General features: G+C 30.0%; 19 protein-coding genes, 1 pseudogene and 1 riboswitch. Of the genes and pseudogenes, 14 read left to right on the top strand and 6 right to left on the bottom strand.

Annotated elements, in window-relative coordinates; genetic code table 11:
* Positions 1-113 precede the first annotated feature (113 nt).
* The 3 genes from DR024_RS12375 to DR024_RS12385 all read right to left on the bottom strand — a co-directional run bounded on the left by DR024_RS12375 (position 114) and on the right by DR024_RS12385 (position 4,304).
* A complete protein-coding gene (locus tag DR024_RS12375; RefSeq protein ID WP_027098431.1) occupies positions 114-2,024 on the bottom strand; it encodes an ABC transporter ATP-binding protein in 1,911 nt (636 codons plus the stop codon).
* The gene (locus DR024_RS12380) at positions 2,017-3,768 is read right to left on the bottom strand and encodes an ABC transporter ATP-binding protein (protein ID WP_027098432.1); all 1,752 of its coding nucleotides are present in this window, start codon (positions 3,766-3,768) and stop codon (positions 2,017-2,019) included. The genes DR024_RS12375 and DR024_RS12380 overlap by 8 nt, the downstream gene beginning before the upstream one ends.
* A 104-nt stretch (positions 3,769-3,872) precedes the next feature.
* Positions 3,873-4,304 carry a MarR family winged helix-turn-helix transcriptional regulator gene (locus DR024_RS12385; RefSeq protein WP_027098433.1) on the bottom strand — a complete coding sequence of 144 codons (432 nt, stop codon included), beginning with the start codon at positions 4,302-4,304 and terminating at the stop codon, positions 3,873-3,875.
* 166 nt (positions 4,305-4,470) lie between these two features.
* On the opposite strand from DR024_RS12385, the gene DR024_RS12390 reads away from it, so the two are divergent.
* The 5 genes from DR024_RS12390 to DR024_RS12410 all read left to right on the top strand — a co-directional run bounded on the left by DR024_RS12390 (position 4,471) and on the right by DR024_RS12410 (position 8,526).
* Positions 4,471-5,103 (top strand): CPBP family intramembrane glutamic endopeptidase, encoded by a 633-nt coding sequence (locus tag DR024_RS12390; protein ID WP_111918910.1) that lies wholly within the window; start codon positions 4,471-4,473, stop codon positions 5,101-5,103.
* Between the two features lie 20 nt (positions 5,104-5,123).
* Positions 5,124-6,428, top strand: a complete 1,305-nt coding sequence (locus DR024_RS18050; protein ID WP_242829716.1) for a TgpA N-terminal domain-containing protein — start codon at positions 5,124-5,126, stop codon at positions 6,426-6,428.
* A gap of 93 nt (positions 6,429-6,521) precedes the next feature.
* Positions 6,522-7,340, top strand: coding sequence for a GNAT family N-acetyltransferase (locus tag DR024_RS12400; RefSeq protein ID WP_027098436.1), 819 nt, complete (start codon positions 6,522-6,524; stop codon positions 7,338-7,340).
* Positions 7,341-7,405: 65 nt separating this feature from the next.
* Positions 7,406-7,753 (top strand): hypothetical protein, encoded by a 348-nt coding sequence (locus DR024_RS12405; RefSeq protein ID WP_027098437.1) that lies wholly within the window; start codon positions 7,406-7,408, stop codon positions 7,751-7,753.
* Positions 7,754-7,773: 20 nt separating this feature from the next.
* Positions 7,774-8,526 carry a hypothetical protein gene (locus tag DR024_RS12410; RefSeq protein WP_027098438.1) on the top strand — a complete coding sequence of 251 codons (753 nt, stop codon included), beginning with the start codon at positions 7,774-7,776 and terminating at the stop codon, positions 8,524-8,526.
* A 78-nt stretch (positions 8,527-8,604) separates the two neighbouring features.
* Here the strand turns inward: DR024_RS12410 and DR024_RS12415 are convergent, their stop codons facing one another.
* Entirely contained in the window at positions 8,605-9,567 is a 963-nt protein-coding gene (locus DR024_RS12415) for an alpha/beta hydrolase (protein WP_111918912.1), read from the bottom strand.
* Between the two features lie 763 nt (positions 9,568-10,330).
* Between DR024_RS12415 and DR024_RS12425 the strand changes: the two genes are divergently transcribed.
* The 4 genes from DR024_RS12425 (at position 10,331) to DR024_RS12440 (ending at position 13,927) form a co-directional block, all read left to right on the top strand.
* The gene (locus DR024_RS12425) at positions 10,331-10,846 is read left to right on the top strand and encodes a GNAT family N-acetyltransferase (protein ID WP_172458949.1); all 516 of its coding nucleotides are present in this window, start codon (positions 10,331-10,333) and stop codon (positions 10,844-10,846) included.
* A gap of 84 nt (positions 10,847-10,930) precedes the next feature.
* Positions 10,931-12,280, top strand: a complete 1,350-nt coding sequence (locus DR024_RS12430; RefSeq protein ID WP_027098442.1) for a B12-binding domain-containing radical SAM protein — start codon at positions 10,931-10,933, stop codon at positions 12,278-12,280.
* A gap of 24 nt (positions 12,281-12,304) precedes the next feature.
* On the top strand, positions 12,305-12,934 hold the full coding sequence (locus tag DR024_RS12435) for an HAD-IA family hydrolase (RefSeq protein WP_027098443.1): 630 nt from the start codon (positions 12,305-12,307) through the stop codon (positions 12,932-12,934).
* A gap of 69 nt (positions 12,935-13,003) precedes the next feature.
* Positions 13,004-13,927, top strand: coding sequence for a MerR family transcriptional regulator (locus DR024_RS12440; RefSeq protein WP_027098444.1), 924 nt, complete (start codon positions 13,004-13,006; stop codon positions 13,925-13,927).
* 37 nt (positions 13,928-13,964) lie between these two features.
* Here DR024_RS12440 and DR024_RS12445 read toward each other — a convergent pair.
* Together DR024_RS12445 and DR024_RS12450 are read right to left on the bottom strand one after the other, a co-directional pair.
* Positions 13,965-15,313, bottom strand: a pseudogene (locus DR024_RS12445) ([Fe-Fe] hydrogenase large subunit C-terminal domain-containing protein).
* Between the two features lie 104 nt (positions 15,314-15,417).
* Entirely contained in the window at positions 15,418-15,582 is a 165-nt protein-coding gene (locus tag DR024_RS12450) for a rubredoxin (RefSeq protein WP_070101687.1), read from the bottom strand.
* A gap of 148 nt (positions 15,583-15,730) precedes the next feature.
* Positions 15,731-15,843: riboswitch (TPP riboswitch) on the top strand.
* Positions 15,844-15,900: 57 nt separating this feature from the next.
* On the opposite strand from DR024_RS12450, the gene thiD reads away from it, so the two are divergent.
* The 5 genes from thiD (at position 15,901) to celB (ending at position 20,204) form a co-directional block, all read left to right on the top strand.
* Positions 15,901-16,722, top strand: a complete 822-nt coding sequence (gene thiD / locus DR024_RS12455; RefSeq protein WP_027098446.1) for a bifunctional hydroxymethylpyrimidine kinase/phosphomethylpyrimidine kinase — start codon at positions 15,901-15,903, stop codon at positions 16,720-16,722.
* Positions 16,722-17,555, top strand: coding sequence for a hydroxyethylthiazole kinase (thiM, locus tag DR024_RS12460; RefSeq protein ID WP_111918916.1), 834 nt, complete (start codon positions 16,722-16,724; stop codon positions 17,553-17,555). The genes thiD and thiM overlap by 1 nt, the downstream gene beginning before the upstream one ends.
* Complete coding sequence (gene thiE, locus DR024_RS12465; protein ID WP_027098448.1) at positions 17,542-18,177, top strand: thiamine phosphate synthase; 636 nt, start codon at positions 17,542-17,544, stop codon at positions 18,175-18,177. Before thiM ends, thiE begins: the two co-directional genes overlap by 14 nt.
* 317 nt (positions 18,178-18,494) lie before the next feature.
* Complete coding sequence (locus DR024_RS12470) at positions 18,495-18,818, top strand: PTS sugar transporter subunit IIB (RefSeq protein WP_027098449.1); 324 nt, start codon at positions 18,495-18,497, stop codon at positions 18,816-18,818.
* 36 nt (positions 18,819-18,854) lie between these two features.
* Entirely contained in the window at positions 18,855-20,204 is a 1,350-nt protein-coding gene (gene celB, locus DR024_RS12475) for a PTS cellobiose transporter subunit IIC (protein WP_034866365.1), read from the top strand.
* Positions 20,205-20,221: the final 17 nt, after the last annotated feature.

Consider the following 20,221-nt stretch of genomic DNA (forward strand, 5'->3'; position numbering starts at 1 on the left):
ATATCCCCCATATGTTTTTCTTTCATTATAAAATTAATAATATTACTTGTAAATAGCTTATACTAAGCTGATTCTAATAATTTTTAAGCAGAAAAACTGGCATAAGCCAGTTTTTATTCTAATTCAAAAGCTCCAGTATAAAGTTGATAATATTTTCCTTTTTCTTTAATTAAAGATTCATGACTACCACGTTCAATAATTCTACCTTTTTCAAGAACCATAATAACATCTGAATTCTTAACAGTTGAAAGTCTGTGAGCAATAACAAAAACAGTTCTTCCTTCCATAAGTGAATCCATTCCACTTTGAACTATAGACTCTGTATGAGTATCAATAGAAGAAGTAGCTTCATCTAGAATCATAACAGGTGGATCAGCAACAGCAGCACGCGCAATTGAAATAAGTTGTCTTTGGCCTTGAGATAAATCACTTCCATCTCCAGAGATGATAGTATTATATCCATTAGGTAACATTCTTATAAATCCATCTGCATTAGCTAATTTAGCAGCTTGTATACATTCCTCATCAGAAGCATCAAGTCTACCATAACGAATATTTTCCATAACTGTTCCTGTAAATAGGTTAACGTCTTGAAGAACGATACCTAATGATCTTCTTAAGTCATTCTTCTTAATCTTATTTATATTAATGCCATCATATCTAATCTTACCGTCAGCAATATCATAAAATCTATTAATTAGATTAGTTATTGTTGTCTTACCAGCACCTGTTGCACCAACAAAGGCTATTTTTTGCCCAGGTTCTGCATATAGGGATATATTGTGAAGAACTATCTTTTCTTCATTATACCCAAAGTCTACATCAAAGAATCTAACTTCGCCTTTAAGCTCTGTATAAGTAATAGTTCCATCACTATGAGGATGTTTCCAAGCCCAATGATGACTATGCTCCTTAGTTTCTATAATCTCACCATTTATCTTATTTACATTTACTAAAGTAACGTATCCTCTATCTTCTTCATGCTTTTCATCTATTAGGTTGAATATTCTTCCAGCACCTGCAATAGCCATTACTATTGAACTTAATTGCTGAGAAACTTGGCTAAGAGGCATAATAAAGCTTCTTGAAAGTTGTAAGAAGGAAGCAATCATACCTAAGGTTAAAGTTCCAACTCCACTTAGACTTACATTAGTAACACCTAGAATAGCAAGCCCACCTCCAACAATAGCCATAGAAACATAAAGAATATATCCCATATTATTCATTAAAGGTCCAAGCATATTTGCAAATCTGTTAGCTTCAGTAGCATTTTTACATAGCTCTTCATTCTTTTGGTTAAACAGTTCTTTTGCTTTATCTTCATGGCAAAATACCTTGACAACTTTTTGACCATTTATCATTTCTTCAATATAACCATTAACATTACCAAGGGATTTTTGTTGGCTTACAAAGTATTTACTAGATTTACTAGTAATATTTCCAACAACCTTAAGAATAATAAAGGTAAATAGGACAACAAATATAGTTAACCAAAGGCTTAAAGTAAGCATTGAAACAAATACAGCTACAATAGTTACCACAGAGGAGAATAGCTGAGGAATAGATTGTGTAAGCATTTGTCTTAAGGTGTCAGTATCATTTGTGTAGTGACTCATAATATCACCATGAGAGTGAGTATCAAAATACCTTATAGGAAGTTTCTGCATTTTCTCAAACATTTCATCCCTTATTTCTTTAAGTACTCCCTGTGCAATAACAACCATAACTCTGTTATAAAATAGGGTAGCAATAACACCTATTAAATAAATTCCAGCCATTATAAGAATTAATCTAGCTAGCCCAGAAAAGTCAGGGATAGCTTCAAGTAAAAGGGGAGTGATATAGTCATCTATAAGTGTCTTTAGGAATAAAGTAGATACAACACTTGCTACAGCGCTTAGTAATATACTAACTAAAACAAAAATAAATTGTATTCTATATTGACTTATATAGGAGAGAAGTCTTTTCAGTGTTTTTGAGTCTGCTTTTTTAGCTATATCAACAGGATTTCCTTTTTTACTCATTGTCACTTCCTCCCTTCATTTGTGATTCATAAACTTCTTTGTAAATTTCACTTGTTTTTAATAGTTCCTCATGTGTACCAATTGCAGTAACATTACCATCATCCATTACAATAATTTTATCTGCATCTTGTATAGAAGAAACTCTTTGAGCAATTATAACCTTAGTAGTATTTGGTATTTCTTCTTTAAAGGCTTTTCTAATTAAAGCATCTGTCTTAGTATCAACAGCAGAAGTAGAGTCATCTAAAATTAATATTTGAGGTTTCTTTAACAGAGCACGTGCAATACATAGACGTTGTTTTTGCCCACCAGACACATTAGTACCACCTTGTTCAATATAAGTATCATATCCTTTAGGGAATGTTTCAATAAATGAATGAGCTTCTGCTAATTTACAAGCATGAATAAGCTCTTCATCTGTAGCATTTTCATTACCCCAACGTAGATTTTCTTTAATAGTCCCAGAAAACAACACATTTTTTTGAAGTACAACTGCAACTTCATTTCTAAGTGTTTCAATATCATAATCTCTAACATCAATTCCACCAACCTTAACTGAGCCCCCAGTTACATCATAAAGTCTTGGTATAAGTTGAATTAGAGAAGATTTAGAGGAACCTGTCCCACCTAAAATACCAACTGTATCACCAGAATTTATCTTAATGTTTATATTATTTAAGCAAAGCTTGTCTGCATTTTTTGAATAAGAGAAATTAACGTTTTTAAATTCTATATCACCATTATTTACTGTCATAACAGGTGAAGTTGGGTTCTTTAAATCTATCTCTTCATCTAATACTTCTACAATTCTTTCTGCAGATGCCCTTGATATTGTAATCATAACTATAACCATTGAAAGCATCATAAGGCTTGAAAGAATTTGAGCAGCATAGCTTAATAAGCTCATAAGTTCACCAGTACTTAAACCTAAATTAGCATCACCACCTGAAGCTACAATAGCTCTTGCTCCAAACCATGAAATAAATATGGTAGTAGCATACATACAAAGTTGCATAAGTGGAGCATTATAAGATACTGTTTTTTCTGCCTTAGAGAAATCTTTATAAATTTCATTAGATACATCTTTAAATTTATCGATTTCAAAATCTTCACGTACAAAAGATTTGACAACTCTTATTCCATGTAGATTTTCTTGTACAATACTGTTTAACTTATCGTAAGTTTTAAAAACCCTTTTAAAAATAGGATGAACCCTTGTCATAACAAACCATAATCCTACACCTAAAACTGGTACAGTTACTAAGAATATTAGTGACAACTTCACATCGATAGTAAATGCAGCGAAAAGTGAAAAAATGAGCATTATTGGTGCTCTAACTGCCATACGTATTATCATTTGATATGAATTTTGGACATTAGTTACATCTGTTGTAAGTCTTGTTACAATGCTTGCAGTAGAGAATTTATCGATATTTGAGAAGGAATAATCCTGTACTTTATAGTACATATCCTTTCTAAGGTTCTTTGCAAATCCAGCTGAAGCAATGGCAGCCTTTTGACCAGACATTATCCCGAAAAATAATGAAATAGCTGCAGAAATAAGTAATGCTATACCCATCTTTAGAATAAATGGCATATTTCCTTTGTCTATTCCATAATCAATTAGATTAGCCATAAGGATAGGGATTACAACTTCCATAGTTACTTCAAAGCACATAAAAATTGCAGATAAAATAGAATCTTTTTTAAATTCTCTAATGCTTTGTGCTAACTTTTTTATCATATGATTACCTCCTGTATTAATTAGTTGTTGCATATAGTTTCTAATGGAAACAATGTTTGATATCCAACATTATCTACAAATAAAAAAGTCGTAATTATCGACTTTTATTGAAGGTTGTTTTTCATTCTTTCAATATAAGATTGTAGAGTTTCTAGTTCTTCATCTGAAAATCCCTTAGTTAAAAGTTTTTCTATTGTTTCCTTATCTTCATTGATAAGCTCTGATATTTTACTAGCCTTAGGAGTTAATACCAACTTTTTTAATCTAGCATCATAAGGAACAGAATGTCTTTCTACAAGTCCTTTTTGAACCATTAAGTTTATAACCTTAGAAGCAGTAGAACGAGTAACACCAAATTCTTCTTCTAGGTCTTTTTGAAATACATCTCTATCTAAATTGTGAGATAAATAAGTTATAATCCAACCATTAGTACCTGTTATTTGATCCACAACTTTTTTATTTAGATGTTTATCTATATACCTTTTAATCATGTTGTTTAAGCCCCTAAGTTCAATTCCAATCTTGCTATCTTTCACAAAAAAACCTTCTTTCCAAATTGTAGCATATACAACTGTTTGATATACAACAATTATAATGAAAAAACTTTTAATAATCAATAGGAATTATATATTATTATATAGAATATTGTTAACATCTTTGTGTTATAATTTACCTAAATAGTTAATTAAAGTGAGGAGAAATATGTATTTTAAAAAACTTGGTTTTCCAATTTTATGGCAGATATTATTTATAATAAGCTGCTTAGTTTGTTCTGAAAAATATTTTATTTATACAAATTTTATTTTCTATTTAGGTATAATAATTTATTTTTATAAGTCTGGTGATTTTAGTTTCAGTGAATTAAAGGAGAATCTTAAAAAGGGGAAAACATTTTGGCTTTCAGTAGTAATAACGGCAGTGGGGATGGTTGCAGCTTTTCCTCTTAGTTCTTCATTAAAAGGGATTTTTCCTAATGTTGATGATGGAATGATTGGGCTTACAAGAAACAATCTGTTTCAGTTAATACTCTTTGCTATATCAACAATTATATTTCCTCCTATAGCAGAGGAAGTATTTTATAGAAAAGCAATTATAAAATTTGATACAAAAGGAATTCTGATTTTCACATCATCTGTGGGAATGATTTTGTATGCCTTAGAGCATTCACTATCATGGCTAGGAATTTTAGAAACTATAATTATTGCTGTTCCACTTACTATATCTTATATAAAAACAAAGAATGTATACATTCCAATGACAGCACACTTTTTAGTGAATTTAATTGGAAATGGAACAACTGTAATTCTTGTGACAATTAAATTATTAGGACTTTAATAAATTAAGGGGTAGGGATAATGAATAATGATAATAATTGGCGTACACCTATAAACTGTATATCTATAGGCTTTGCTTTTACAGTAATTAAATTTAATTTCTTTTGGCTGCAGTATATTTTGCCTGTTATTGGTGTGGCTCTTTTATACCTTGGTTTTAGATCTTTGCATAAGGAGAATGAATGGCTTAATGCTGGATGGATTTTTTCTATAATAAATGTATTGCTTCATATAGCAAACCTAATATATATATGTACACCACTAAACACAAAATTTGATAATATGTATATAATTTTATCTGTTTTAACTACTTTTGAATTATGCTTCATTTTTATATTTAGGCATGGTTTGAAGCTTTTAGCGGAAAAAGGGAATATAAAACTTAAAAGAGATCCTCTTTTAGCATTAGGAATTTGGAAAATTTTAATGATTATCAGTGTATTAATAGGGATTGGAAGTCTTTTGTGGGTTTTTGTTCCATTAATGATATTTTATTTTTACACAATCTATTCCTTAGGAAAATTGGCAGAGGAATTTGAGGAATTACCATTTGAACCAATGGAAGAAGCAGAAAAAACAATTAGTAAAAAGATAATCATTGGATATGGATTAGTTTGTGTATTAATAATTTCTATTTGTTGTGCAACCTTTTATCACATTGAACTTGAGGAAACTGAATTAAAAACTTTAACTACTCAAGGAATGAGGGAAGTACTTATTGAAAAGGGATTTCCAAAGGATATTATTAAGGACATATCAGATGATGAAATTATACTACTAAAGAATCCGATATATGTTGATTTTTCAAGTGAGATATTGAATTTTGGTTATAATTTAGAAGCTACTAGTATCTATATTGAATTAGAGGATAGTAGCATGTATTCTGTTCAATATTTTAATTGGAAAGATGGTAAAGCTTATTGGAGAGATAATTTTTCTATAAGCTGTAGCGAAGTATTAAAATTAATAAGTGGAAGGTTGTTATATGAGGAAAAAGGGATAGAAAAAATAGCTTTAATACCTAAACTAAAAAATGAATTATTTACATCAAATGATTGGTTTGGTAACCTACTTGAAAGTTGGACAATTACTGGAAGTGTAAATTATCCTTTTGGTTCAACTAAACAACGTGGATATGTTTTTTATAAATTGGATTTAAAAGAAGATGTTTGTTTTGGTGGAAATATATTTAATTATGAACATTATATTCTACCCTTTAGAGTTCCTTATTCTGAGACAGAGGCGACTAACAATTTATTTAATGAAAACTTAAGACAGCACTACACAAATTTTAAAACTAAAACCTATAGAGAAGCTAATGAGTAAAGGTTAAGTGATAAAATATGAAAATATGCTACTAGTCTATGAACATAAATTAATTTGAATTAAAAATGTTAATAAGGTGTAGGGGGGATTGTAGTGAAAGAGGAAACCTTTAATAGAATACAATCAAAATTTAGTAAATTTAAATTTTCTTCTATGAATTATATAGATTATAAGGATATATGTAATTATGAAGTTAAGGTGGAAAATGACAATATAATTTTAATATATGGATTTAATTATGAAGGTAAAGTAAATGAATATCACTGGGCAACAAATTCAGTAGAGTATCTAATAGATCGTTTAAAACATAAGAAAGAGTTTTTAGTAACTTTTATACCTCATGAATGGGTTTCAAAGCTAGAGGAGGGAGGGCTAATAATTAGAAATGCTTGGCATGACTACTTTAATTATAGTCTTAATGAAATAGAGCCTTCAGATGATTTTGAATTTTTAACCATAGAAGAGTGTGAAGAAGCTTCAAAAGTAACTATGATGTGCAAAAATCAAAGTAGGGGTTTTACTGGTCAAACATCTAAATGGATGAAGGAATGGATTAGTAATACTGAGGACTCTGGGAGTAATTCAGGAACAAGAAACAATGGAATAATAATTGAGAGAGATATTAGTAATGAAATAATAGGTCTTATATGTGTTGCTACATATGGACATGAAAGCAAAAAAGGATCAATACTTTGGATTAGAGAGGTTGCAGTTATTCCTAAGTTTCAAAATATGGGAATAGGTAGAAAGCTTATACTTAAAGCTCTTGCATATGGTAAGAAGTATAATGCTGCTAGAGCCTTCCTTGCTGCTGATGAATGTAATGTTTCTGGAATTCATTTGTATACAAGCATTGGTTTTGTACCTAGTGAAGAAAAAAGCCAAATAGATATGATTAAGAGGGGAAATTAATAAAGCAGATTAGAAAGAGTATAAGTCATATGGATAGATAATCTAAAGTTAGGAGGTGAATATTTATGAGGTTAAAGAAACTATCCTTAATTCTAATACTAGGCTTCACTTTGTTTCTAGGATGTAATACAACCAATAAAATAAAGGGTGAATTTACTAATATTACACCGGCAGAAGTTCAAATAAAGGAAACTACTTATTTACTTACGGATGAAATCATATCAAATGAGGATGTTCAAGAAGAGATTGGTGCGATAGCTCAGGTACATGAAATTGTATCTTATATGGAAAATGATAATCCTTATAAGAATCCAGGGAAAATATTCAAGCTTAAGGATATAGAAATAGAAGAGGGAATTGGAGTGGAAGTAAACGATAAAATATATTTAGCGGAATATAAGAAAGAAATATAGTTATATTATAGGAGATTGGTATGTTTAAATTTGATCACTTTGTAGTTAATGTAGATAGGAAATATCAAAAGGATAAAGCTGTAATAAATAATGTTATTAAATCAGGTTTTCCTTATGAACCTTCATGGGGAAAAGGAACAAGAGGTTTTAAAGCATCTAATTTATGGATTGGTAATGAATATTTTGAAATGATTAATCTCCTAAAGGAAGATGGTGGGGGATGGAAAAAAGATTGGGTAGATTTATATAATGAAGGGCATAGAGGATTGATTTGTATAATGCTAGATGTTGATAATATAAATGAAGTATATGAAAACTTTAAGAGTAAAAACATTTCTATAACAAATCCAGAGTATTTAAAGTTTAAATGGCTATTCAATTTATTAACGAGAACAATGCCTTGGCAAAACAGCTACATTAAATTTTTTGAAGGTATTCCATTACAAATTGGTTTTCAACAGATGAAGGATGATGAAGCTCGTAATTTTATGAAACAGTATATGGTACCAAATAGTTATGAAAATGGAATAAGTGGAATAGATAAAGTAATTGTAAAAGGAGCATTAACATCTAATGACAAGGATTTATTAAAGATTATTTTTGATAGTTATATTATTAAAGATACGCCTTTGACAATATCCCTAAATGAGAAACAAGTATTAATTTTTCAGGAAGATAAAAATTATTTAGTAGAAATATTCTGTAAATGTACTAATAACGACTTTATAAATAAATGTATAGGTATAGAGAATATAACATTGTTAAATTTATAGTATAGGTAAAAATATACCTTAATTTTATTTTGAAAAAGGACCCAATTATTATATTGAGTCCTTTTATTAATATTATCTTTAAATGTATTTATTTAAGAATTCATATATAGCATTCCAATAAAGTTCAGGATTTACTTTACTAGATTTAGCATGTCCAGCCCCCTCAATTACTAGCTTCTCTTTTGGTGAAGAACAAGCATTATACACTTGCTCTAGCATTGAAAAAGGTACAAAGTCATCCTTATCTCCATGAATAAATAGTATAGGAGTTTTAGATTTTTTTACTTGTTCTAATGGGGAAGCATCCTTAAGCCAATAACCAGCCTTAAACTTTCCAATTAAACTAGCTGTATGCATCATTGGAAAAGGTGGTAATCCAAAAAGTTCATCTAATTGATAAGAGAATTGATCCCAAGCTGATGTATATCCACAATCTTCAATTATTGCTTTAACATTAGAAGGTAAATCTTCACCAGAAACATTCATTACTGTTGCAGCCCCCATAGATACTCCAAATAAAACTATTTCTGAATCCTTGTCCACATCTATTATATAATTAATTAGGTCAATTATATCTAACCTTTCATCCCAACCCATTCCAATGTAGTCACCTTCGCTCATTCCATGTCCTCTTAAATCTGGTATAAGAACATTATATCCCATGTCATAAAACTTTTTTCCATAGTTAGACATAAGCTTTCCTTCAGAAGTATAACCATGCACTGTGATAACCCATTTTTTTGAGTTATTCTTTATTAAATAATTATGTAGTTTTAATCCATCCTTAGATGTTCTATAAAGAGATTCATAACCACTGTCATTAAGTAACCAAGCTTCAGCGTCAATGTTAACTTCACCACTTGTTTCATTTTGGGATATTGTTTCTGTACTTTCCTCATCTGATCCCAAAACTATTGATTTATCTGTTGTAGGATATAAGGCTAAGTTATATAAGTAAGTTCCTCCAAGACCAAGAACTAGTCCAATTGTTACTGTAATTATTATTGCAACACTAATTATTATCTTTTTCATTTTATTCATTACATTTCTCCTTGTTTAAATTTATTAAATTATAGCACATTTATTTTGATAATCAAAGTAAATGTTTGAAAAGAATAGAAGGTAAATTGTAGAATGATAAAAATAATAATTAAGAATAAATTAAGTAATGTCCTGTAATTTTAATGGTAAAATATATATGTAATATATAAAATTTGCGGGGTGTTAAAATTGAAAGATGCTTTAACGATTATAGCAATATTAATAGCTATAGTTGTAATAGTGGAATTTATAAAATTATATTTAATTCATAGGAAAATTAATAAGACTACAATGGGGGAAAGTGGACTTTACAGAAGGTTTATCAAAAATTTCAAACTATTAGTTTTGTTTACTATGGTAGGAGCTGTAGTTCTTGTCATCAATTTAATCTCAGAGGGAATCCTCTGAGATTTTAATCTTTTATAGGAAAATTTTATAAGAGGTGTTGACATATATCCAAATATATTATATATTAGAGTTGTAGAATGAAAATCATTCTCAACAAAGTATAAATTATTTATTAGCTTCATAGTTAAACTAATTACACACATGAATCAACAATATTTATGATTACACCAATAGCATAAATAGAAGCTATAATAAATTTATACATACAAACAAAATTTTTCATCGCGAATCTTTTCTCTACAAAAAAGAGTACCTTTAAATGAAGGTACTCTTTTTCATCATGCCTATACTTAGTATAGCCAATTGTATGAAATATATGATAGCATATTGTTATCATAATAAAAGGGAGAGGGTTATGAATATAAAACTGAGACTTATAGAAAAAAATGATAAAGAAGAGTATTGGAAGGCAGGTTTCGAAAATCCAGATGAAGAAATGCTTCATTATACAGCTACTACAGAAAAAGTTAATTTTGAAATAATTGATAAATTTGTAGATAAGCTTGTTGATGATGAGGAAAGGAGACATTTCTTAATTATAGAAGATGGTAAAATTATTGGAGAAACTTCATTAATGGACATAGATTTTGACAGTAGAATCTGTGCCTTTAGAATAGCTCTATTTAATAAAAAGTATTTTGGTATGGGGATAGGGTATAGGGCAGTATATGAAACTATAAAATATGCCTTTGAAGAATTAAAGCTTCATAGAATTGAATTAGAAGTATTTGATTATAACAAAAGAGCTAAGAGGACTTACGAGAAGGTTGGTTTTAAAGAGGAAGGACGTCAAAGGGATGGATTATTCTTTAAAAATGAATACCATGATGTTATTTTAATGTCTATTTTAGAGGGAGAATTCATAGCTTAAGGAATAAGTAAGAATTAGAATATTAAAAAGTAATTTTTGCATCCTAAAATAGTAATAAGTAAATTGGTATAAGGGGTAATAAATTTGAAAATTAAGTTTATTTTACCTGCACTTGAAGAAGCTAAGAGTCCATACTGGAGGCCAATAAAGTATTCTTTATTTCCTCCACTTGGATTAGCTACGCTCGCTTCTTTTTGCGGTGAAGAAGATGAAATAGAAATAGTTGATGAACATATTGAAACTCTAAAGTTAGATGATTTTCCAGATCTAGTTTGCATTGAGACATATATTACAAACTCATATAGAGCATATGAAATAGCAGACAATTATAGAAAGAAAGGGGTAACTGTGGCATTAGGAGGATTACATGCAACTTCAGTGCCGTATGAAGCTAAAAAGCATTGTGATGTGATTTTACTAGGACTTGGGGAAAGCAGTTTTCCAAAGTTTTTAAAGGAATTAAAAGAAGGACGTAATAAAAAGATATATAATCAAGGTGATGTGTGCTTTGATAGTATTCCTTTACCTAGAAGGGACTTATTTAAAAATGATAAGTATCTAGTTCCTAATTCTATGGTGTTTTCAAGAGGATGCCCTAATAAGTGTTCTTTTTGTTATGTAAGCTCCTTTTATAAGGGCGGTAAATCATATTATTCTTATAAAATAGATAGAATCTTAGAAGAGATAGATAGTATGAAAGGTCGTCATCTTTATTTTTTAGATGATAATATTTTTGCAAATAAGAATTTGGTTAGGCAGCTCTTTAAAGAAATGAAGGGTATGAATAGAGTGTTTCAAGGTGCAATAACTGTAGATTCAGTTTTAAATGATGATACTATAGAACTAGCATATGAAGCAGGCTTTAGAAGTGCATTTATTGGCTTTGAAAGCATTAATCAAATAAACTTAAAAAGCGCTAACAAGCTTAGTAATTTAGGACAAGACTATCAAAAAGCTATAAAAAGACTTGATGAAATAGGAATAATGATAAACGGAAGTTTTATATTTGGACTTGATGATGATAAAAAAGACGTTTTTAGTAGAACAACAGAATGGGCAATAGATAATGGAATAACAACAGTAACAAATCATATCTTAACCCCATATCCAGGAACTCCAATATTTGAAGAAATGAAAAAAACTAATAGGATAGTTACAGAAGATTGGAGAAAGTATGATACAAGACATTTAACTTTTAATCATCCAAATATAACAAAAGAGGAAATGGAAAAAGGATATAAGGAATCTTATGAAGAATTCTATAAATGGAGTAACATATTTAAGGACTCAAAAAATCATGAAGAATTAAAAATGAAACTAAAGCATTTTACATATGCAGGAGCATGGAAGAAGTTTGAGCCAGTATGGAACTTTTTAATAAAAACAGAGATGTTACCAAAGGCTAGAAGAGTACTTGTTAACACCTTAAAATAAATTTAAAGATGAAGGATGAAATTTATGAAGAGATACAAATGTGTAATATTTGATTTAGATGGTACAGTGTTAAATACAGAACGAATGAATATGCTACCTTTACAAAGGTTAGTAAAAGAAGAGTTAGATATTCTTATTCCTTATAATGATCTACTTAAATACATGGCTTATCCAGGAAAAAAGACAATTGAAGAGCTAGGGTTTAAGGATATTGAAAAATCCTATGCTAAATGGGTAGAATATGTAAATAGCTTTGAAGAAGGAGCAACTCTTTATGAAGGTTTTAATGAACTTATTCCTAGATTAAATGAATTAGGAATTAAATGTGCAATTGCAAGCTCAAAAATGAAAAAGCAGTATGAAATAGATTTTTATCCAACAGGTCTTGAAAAATATATTTCTTGTACAGTACTTGCAGAAGATACAGAAAGACATAAACCTTATCCAGATCCACTGCTTAAGGTTTGTGATACATTAGATATTAATGGAGAAGAATGTATATATATGGGAGATACATTATCAGATTATAAAGCAACTAAAGCAGCAAATATGGATTTTGCCCTTGCTAAATGGGGAGCAACATCAATTGAAGGAATTCAAGGGGATTACCTTTTAGATAATCCATTAGATTTATTAAATTATATATTAATATAAAAAGATTAAATAATATAGTTGACTATGCCCTTAGGGAGTACTCTATTATGTATCTTAAGAGGTGAGTATATGTTAATTAATGAGGTATGTAAAAGTACTGGCTTAACTAAAAAAGCTATTTTATATTATGAAAAAGAAAATTTTATATCCCCAAAGAAGCTTAGTAATGGATACAGAGATTATAGTAATGAAGACATAAAGATATTACAAGAGATATCATTATATAGAAAGCTAGATATTTCTGTAAAAGATATTATGACTATATTAAAGTCTAAAGACAAAAGAGAAATATTAAATAGAATAGTAATAGAGAAGGAACAAAAAGAGATTAGACTAAAAATAGATAAGATTCATCTAGAAAGATTAATAGAAGGGGATATGTCTATTAATGAAATATCCAGGTTAAATGATGAAATAATTCAAGAGGAAAAGAAGAGTGGGGAATTTATAAAGCGTGAACTAAAAAGAGCTTTTCCAAAAGGATTTGGAGAATATATGGCATATCACTTTTCCCCATACTTAAATGAACCATTAGATACTATGGAAAAAATTAAAGCATGGCATAATATAGTTGAGTTTCTAGATAATATACCACAATTTAAAATACCTAAGTTCATACAAATAGGTCTAGCAAGCTCCAGTGATGAAATTAGAAAGAGAACATACGAAGCTACCAAAAGCAAGATGGAGGCATTATTAGAAGCCCAAGGAGAAGAACTAGAAGAATATAAAAAAGAGCTATTAGGATACGTAGATAAACAAAAAGAGTGGCGGCTTTTACCATATTTAAATCCATTTTTTAATTTCAAGAAAAAACTCATGAACTTCTACAAGGAAAGTGGATATTATGAAGTGTTTATTCCAAATATGAAGGTGCTAAGTAAGGAATATAGAGAGTATAGCGAAAAGCTTAACCTTATAAATGATAAGTTATCTAAAGAACTAGGAATAAAATATGATGAAAATTATAAAATAATTAGAGTTGATGAATAAAAGGAGTAAACACTGATGATAACAGTGTTTACTCCTTCTAAAATTCTCTTTCAAATAATTGGATTTTATCCTTATCTTCAAAGTCTTTTAAAGACTCTATTCCTAATCGGCCTAACACATCATCCAAGGTATCAGAGTGGACAGGCACCTGAATTGCAGATTCCTTAGCAAAATTATCTACAGCTTCCTTTCCTCTAGCAGTAGGAATATTAGCTTTAGGTCCACCAACACATCCGCCAACACATCCCATTCCTTCAAGGAAACTAGCATTTATTTCCCCATTTAAGGCAGAATTTAAAATCTTCTTACATTCAATCACACCATTTGCTTGAACAGCTTTAAAGTTCTTTATTTGGTCAGGATATAGCTCATTCAATACATCATGTACTGCTACTGATACACCACCAGTTCTCGCATATAATCTACCACCCTTAGAGGCATATTCCTTAGTTGGTACTCCTTCTAAATCTCTTGGTCTTATATCCATAGCGTTAAAAATTTCATCAACCTCTTGGAAAGTAAGTACAAAATCTATGGCACCAGCCACATCCTTTTCTTTAGCTTCAGCTTTTTTAGCAATACAAGGACCAACAAAACAACCTTAGCATCAGGATTTAATTTCTTAATTACTCTACCTGCTGTAACCATTGGAGAAACAGAAGGAGAAAGATCATCAATTAATTCATTATATACTTTCTTAAGCATTCCAACCCACATAGGGCAACAACAGGATGTAATCATTAAATCATTAGGACCCTTTACATGTTTATTAAATTCAACAGCTTCTTTTATACTTAGAATATCTGCTGCAAAAGCAACTTCAATCATATCGGTAAAGCCCATTTGAATAAAAGCAGCTCTTAGTTGATCCATAGTTACATCATCACCAAATTGACCACTTATAGCAGGGGCAACAGCTGCAATAACAGTTTTATTATTTTTTATTAAGTCTATTATTGGGATATATTGAACCTTATCTAAGATTCTTCCAGATTTACATGAATCTATACATATGCCACAACCTAAACACTTATCACCATCTATTTCAGTACTTCCTTTTTCTTCATCAAAATATATTGCATCAAAAGGACAGGCTCTTTGGCAGTTATATTTGTTATCATCACCCTTGCAAGAATCGTCACTACAACATTGAAGTTTTTCTACAACTTTTTTTTGAACTGTATAATGAGTAATAGCTTTCTTTAAGTTATATAAATAATTGTTATCAAATTCTATTTTTACTCCACAAAGAGAAGTTATAATTTCAAATGTTTCCTGTGGAGATGATTCATGACAAGTAATAATTCTGTTTAAAGTTGTGTCGAAATCACCCTCATAATAAGATTTAACTAATGTATCAAATAAATCATTATATTTATTATGCATAATACCCTCCTACTGGAAATTTATAAATTAGTATATGTAAAAATACAATATTTATTCAAAAAAAAGAAAACCCCTATTGGAGTTTCTTTTATAGAATAGTTTAATTATTCAATTACTTCTTCAAAGCTTTCTTTTGTAGCATTACAAATTGGGCATGTCCATTCATAAGGCAAATCTTCAAATGGTGTTCCAGATTCAACTCCATTATCTTCGTCACCTATTTCTGGGTCATAAATATAGCCACAAATGGAACAAACATATTGTTTCATTTCATTTTCTCCTTTTCTGTTATAAACTTAATAAAAGTATATGCATTTATATTGATTGTGTACTATTACTTTAATAAATATATATAAATTATAAAAATATGACTACACTTGAGAAAAATGGTATATTATGATAAAGTTATTTTAGATAATAGAAACACAGGGGTGCTTAAATTGGTAAGCTGAGAGTGAAAGCCTTATACTTTCTAACCCTAGGAACCTGTTTGGTTAATACCAGCGTAGGAAGTTGTTAATGTAATTTGATTTTAAGGTACAAGCATCTTCTGCTTGTACTTTTTTTACTTTAAGGAGGAATTTATGATGAAACATTGTTTAACAATTGCAGGCTCTGATAGCTGTGGAGGAGCTGGAATTCAAGCGGATTTAAAAGCTTTTAGTGCAAATTATGTTTATGGAATGAGCGTAATTACTGCAGTAACTGCTCAAAATACTCAAGGAGTATTTAGTGTACAAGATATTGATGATGAAATAATAAAGAATCAAATTGACGCAATATTTACTGATATTAGGGTAGATGGAGTAAAGATTGGAATGGTTTCTAAGATAGAAACTATAAATGCTATTGCAGAAGAACTTAGACAATATAAACCAACTAATTTGATAATAGATCCAGTTATGATTTCTAAAAGTGGGTTTTCCTTACTAAAACCAGAGTCTAAAAAGACTTTAATTAAAAATCTATTGCCCTTAGCAGATTTAATAACGCCCAATATTCCTGAAGCTGAAGAAATTCTTAAAGAAATAGGGTCATCAATTATAAATATAAAAACAAAAGAAGACATGTGTGATGCTTGTAAAGAACTAATTAAATTGGGATGTAAAAATGTTCTATTAAAAGGTGGACACCTAGATGGTGAAGCTATAGATGTGCTTTTTAACGGAGAAGAATTTCACTATTTTACTTCTGAAAGAATTGACACAAAGAATACACATGGAACAGGTTGTACTTTATCATCAACAATAACTGCAAATCTTGCACGAGGATTATCTATGGAAGAAGCAATAAGTGAAGCAAAGAGATATATTACAGTTGCAATTAAGCATTCTTTAGATATAGGTAAGGGTGTTGGACCTACAAACCATTTTTATGAATTATATAAGAAAAGTGGTGTGATAGAATAATGGATATAAAAACCTATATAGGTAATTTATTAGAAAATGTGAGAGAGAGAGCACCTTTAGTACATCATATTACTAACTATGTAACAGTGAATGACTGTGCTAATATTACTCTAAGCATTGGTGCATCACCTGTTATGGCAGATGATATAAATGAGGTTGAGGCTATGACTTCTATAGCATCTTCTCTTGTAATAAATATAGGTACATTAAATTCTAGAACAGTAGAATGTATGATTAAGGCTGGAAAGAAGGCTAATGAAGTTGGAATTCCTGTCATTTTGGACCCAGTTGGTGCAGGGGCTACACCATACAGGACAAAAGTAGCAAAAACTATAATGGATAATATTGAGTTAGCTGTAATAAGGGGAAATTTATCTGAGATAAAGACTCTATATGGAATTAATACAAAAACTAAAGGAGTAGATTCATTATATGATACTTCTATAAAGGATGAGCTAGAGAAAGGTAAACTTTTAGCAAAGGATTTCTCTAAAAGGGTAGGTTCAATAATAGCTATAACAGGAGCAGTTGATATTGTTACAGATGGAAAGATGATTTATACAGTGGAAAATGGACATAAAATTATGTCTAAGATTACAGGCACAGGATGTATGTGTTCTTCTCTTATTGGAGCATATTTAGGGACTAATGAGGACAACCTTCTAGCAGCTTTAAGTGGAGTTGTTTCTATGGGGATATCTGGAGAATTAGCTTATGAAAGTCTAAAAGAAGGTGAAGGAACAGGTACTTTTAAGGTTAAGCTTATGGATAATATTTATAATTTATCAAAGGAAGTAATTGAGAAAAGAGGTAAAATAAATGAAGAATGTTGATTATACACTTTATCTTGTAACAGATAGAGATGTTTTAAGAGGAAGAGATTTAATAAAATGTATAGAGGAGAGCATTTTAGGTGGAGTAACCTTAGTTCAATTAAGAGAAAAGAATGTTACTTCTAGAGAATTCTATGAAATAGCTATTAAGGTTAAAGAAGTAACTTCAAGGTATAATATACCTCTAATAATTAATGATAGATTAGATATTGCACTAGCTATTGATGCTGATGGCCTTCATATAGGTCAAAAGGATTTACCTGCTTCGGTAGCTAGAAAGATTCTAGGTAAAGATAAAATACTAGGAGTATCTGCTGCCACTTTACAAGAATCTCTAAAAGCTGAGAAGGATGGTGCAGATTACTTAGGTGTTGGAGCTGTTTTTAGTACATCAACTAAAAAAGATACAAGAGATGTATCTTATGAAACTTTATCTAGCATTACTTCATCAGTTAATATCCCTGTTGTAGCTATAGGAGGTATTAATGAAAAGAATGTTACTAAACTTAAGGAAAGTAATATTGATGGGATTGCAGTTATATCTTGCATATTAGGAAAAGAAGATGTTAAAGGCGCTGCAGAAAAAATGTTAGATAGATTCAAAGAAGGAATAAGTTTTTAGTTACATATTTTAAGCACTGCATAGCAGTGTTTTTTATTTATATATTTAAGAAACAATTATATAATATTTTTGTAAAGGTTATCTCTAAAAAAGAGTGTTTTATAGATGAAAAAGTGTGTTATTAAATTCAGAAAACGATACACTATTGTTATTTGACAAATGAAAGAACTATTAAATGTATTAAAAAAACGATACAGATTGTTTTGTGAGTTAAAAGAATACCTTAAAAATTGAATATTGGATGTTGGCATAATTCTTGCTTTATTAAAGGGCATAAGAATTACATTTAAATGTAAAAAGAAAGAGAGGTTATACAAATGAAAAAAATATTTTTATTCTGCGAAGCAGGAATGTCAACTAGTTTAATGGTTTCAAAAATGCAAGAAGTTGCAAATAAGCACAATCTTGATATTCATATTGAAGCTTTTCCAGCTGGAAAGTCACATGTGTTAATCAATGAAAAGAGACCAGATTGTGTTTTACTTGGACCACAAGTTAGATTCTTATTCAATAAAATTGAAGAGGATTGTATACCATTAAATATTCCAATAGCTCCAATTGAACCAGCATCTTATGGCGCAATGGACGGAGAAAAGGTGTTAAAGCAAGCCATAAGATTAATCAAAGGTAATTCAAAGTAAAATTTAATAGTGTCTAAAGAACTGGAGGGAAAATCAATGAATACTATAATGAAAAAGATGGAAAAGGTATTAATGCCACTTGCAGAAGTTATCGGTAAGAATAAGTACCTAATAGCAATTAGAGATGGTTTCTTAATTTCTACACCTTTATTAATAGTAGGTTCGCTATTCCTACTTATTGCTAACTTCCCAATACCAGGATGGGATGAAATGATTGCAAGATTTTTAGGTGAAGGTTGGGCAGCGAAGCTTTCAGTTCCTGTTTCAGCAACTTTTGATTTGATGACTATACTTGCAGTTGTTGGTATTGGTTATAGTTTAGGTAGAGAGTTAGATATTGATGCTATACAAGCTTCAGTAACAGGTCTTGTAGCATTCTTTATAGTTACTCCATTTTCAAGAACCTTTACGCCAAAGGGAAGCGATATAACATATGATGTTTCTTGTGTGCCACTAGATTGGGTAGGCTCAAAAGGATTATTCCTTGGTATGATAGTAGCACTTGTTGCGGTAACTATATTTGCTAAGATACTTAAAAAGGGTTGGGTTATAAAACTTCCAGCAGGAGTTCCACCAACAGTTGCTAAGTCTTTTGAAGCTTTAATTCCAGCTGCAATAGTTATGACAGTATTTTTCTTAATTAACTGGGTATTTACATTAACAAGCTATGGTAATTTACACAACTTCATATTTAAGATTTTACAAGTTCCATTATTAAAGTTAGGTAATACTTTACCTGCAATGGTAATAGCATATCTATTCTTACATGGATTCTGGTTCTTTGGTATAAATGGTTCAAGTGTTGTTGGTGCAGTATTCAATCCAATTTTAAAGGCATTATCTGTAGAAAATCTTGATGCATTCAAAGCTGGCCAAGAAATACCAAATATAATTACAGGACAATTCCAAGATATGTTTGCAACATTTGGTGGTGCAGGTTCAACGTTATCTTTAATAATAGCTATTTTTATAGTTTGTAGAAGCCAAAGAATTAAACAAATGGGTAAATTATCATTTTTACCAGGTGTCTTTGGTATAAATGAACCTATTATATTTGGTCTTCCAATTATGTTAAATCCGTTAATGTTAATTCCATTTGCTTTAATACCAACAATTAATATTATTATTACTTATTTCTGTATGACAGCTGGTTTAGTTCCACTTACAAATGGAGTACAAATTCCATGGACAACTCCACCAGTAATTTCAGGTTTCTTAGTATCAGGATGGCAAGGTTCAGTATTACAATTAATATTAATAGTTTTAGGTGTTTTAATGTATATTCCATTTATTAAGATGCTTGATAAGCAATACTTAAAAGAAGAAGCAGTAAATGCAGCAAATGACGAAGATGATGATATAGATTTTGATGATCTAACTTTATAAACTTAGGAGATGTTATT

The sequence above is a fragment of the Clostridium paraputrificum genome, assembly GCF_900447045.1.
Taxonomy (GTDB): Bacteria; Bacillota; Clostridia; order Clostridiales; family Clostridiaceae; genus Clostridium; species Clostridium paraputrificum.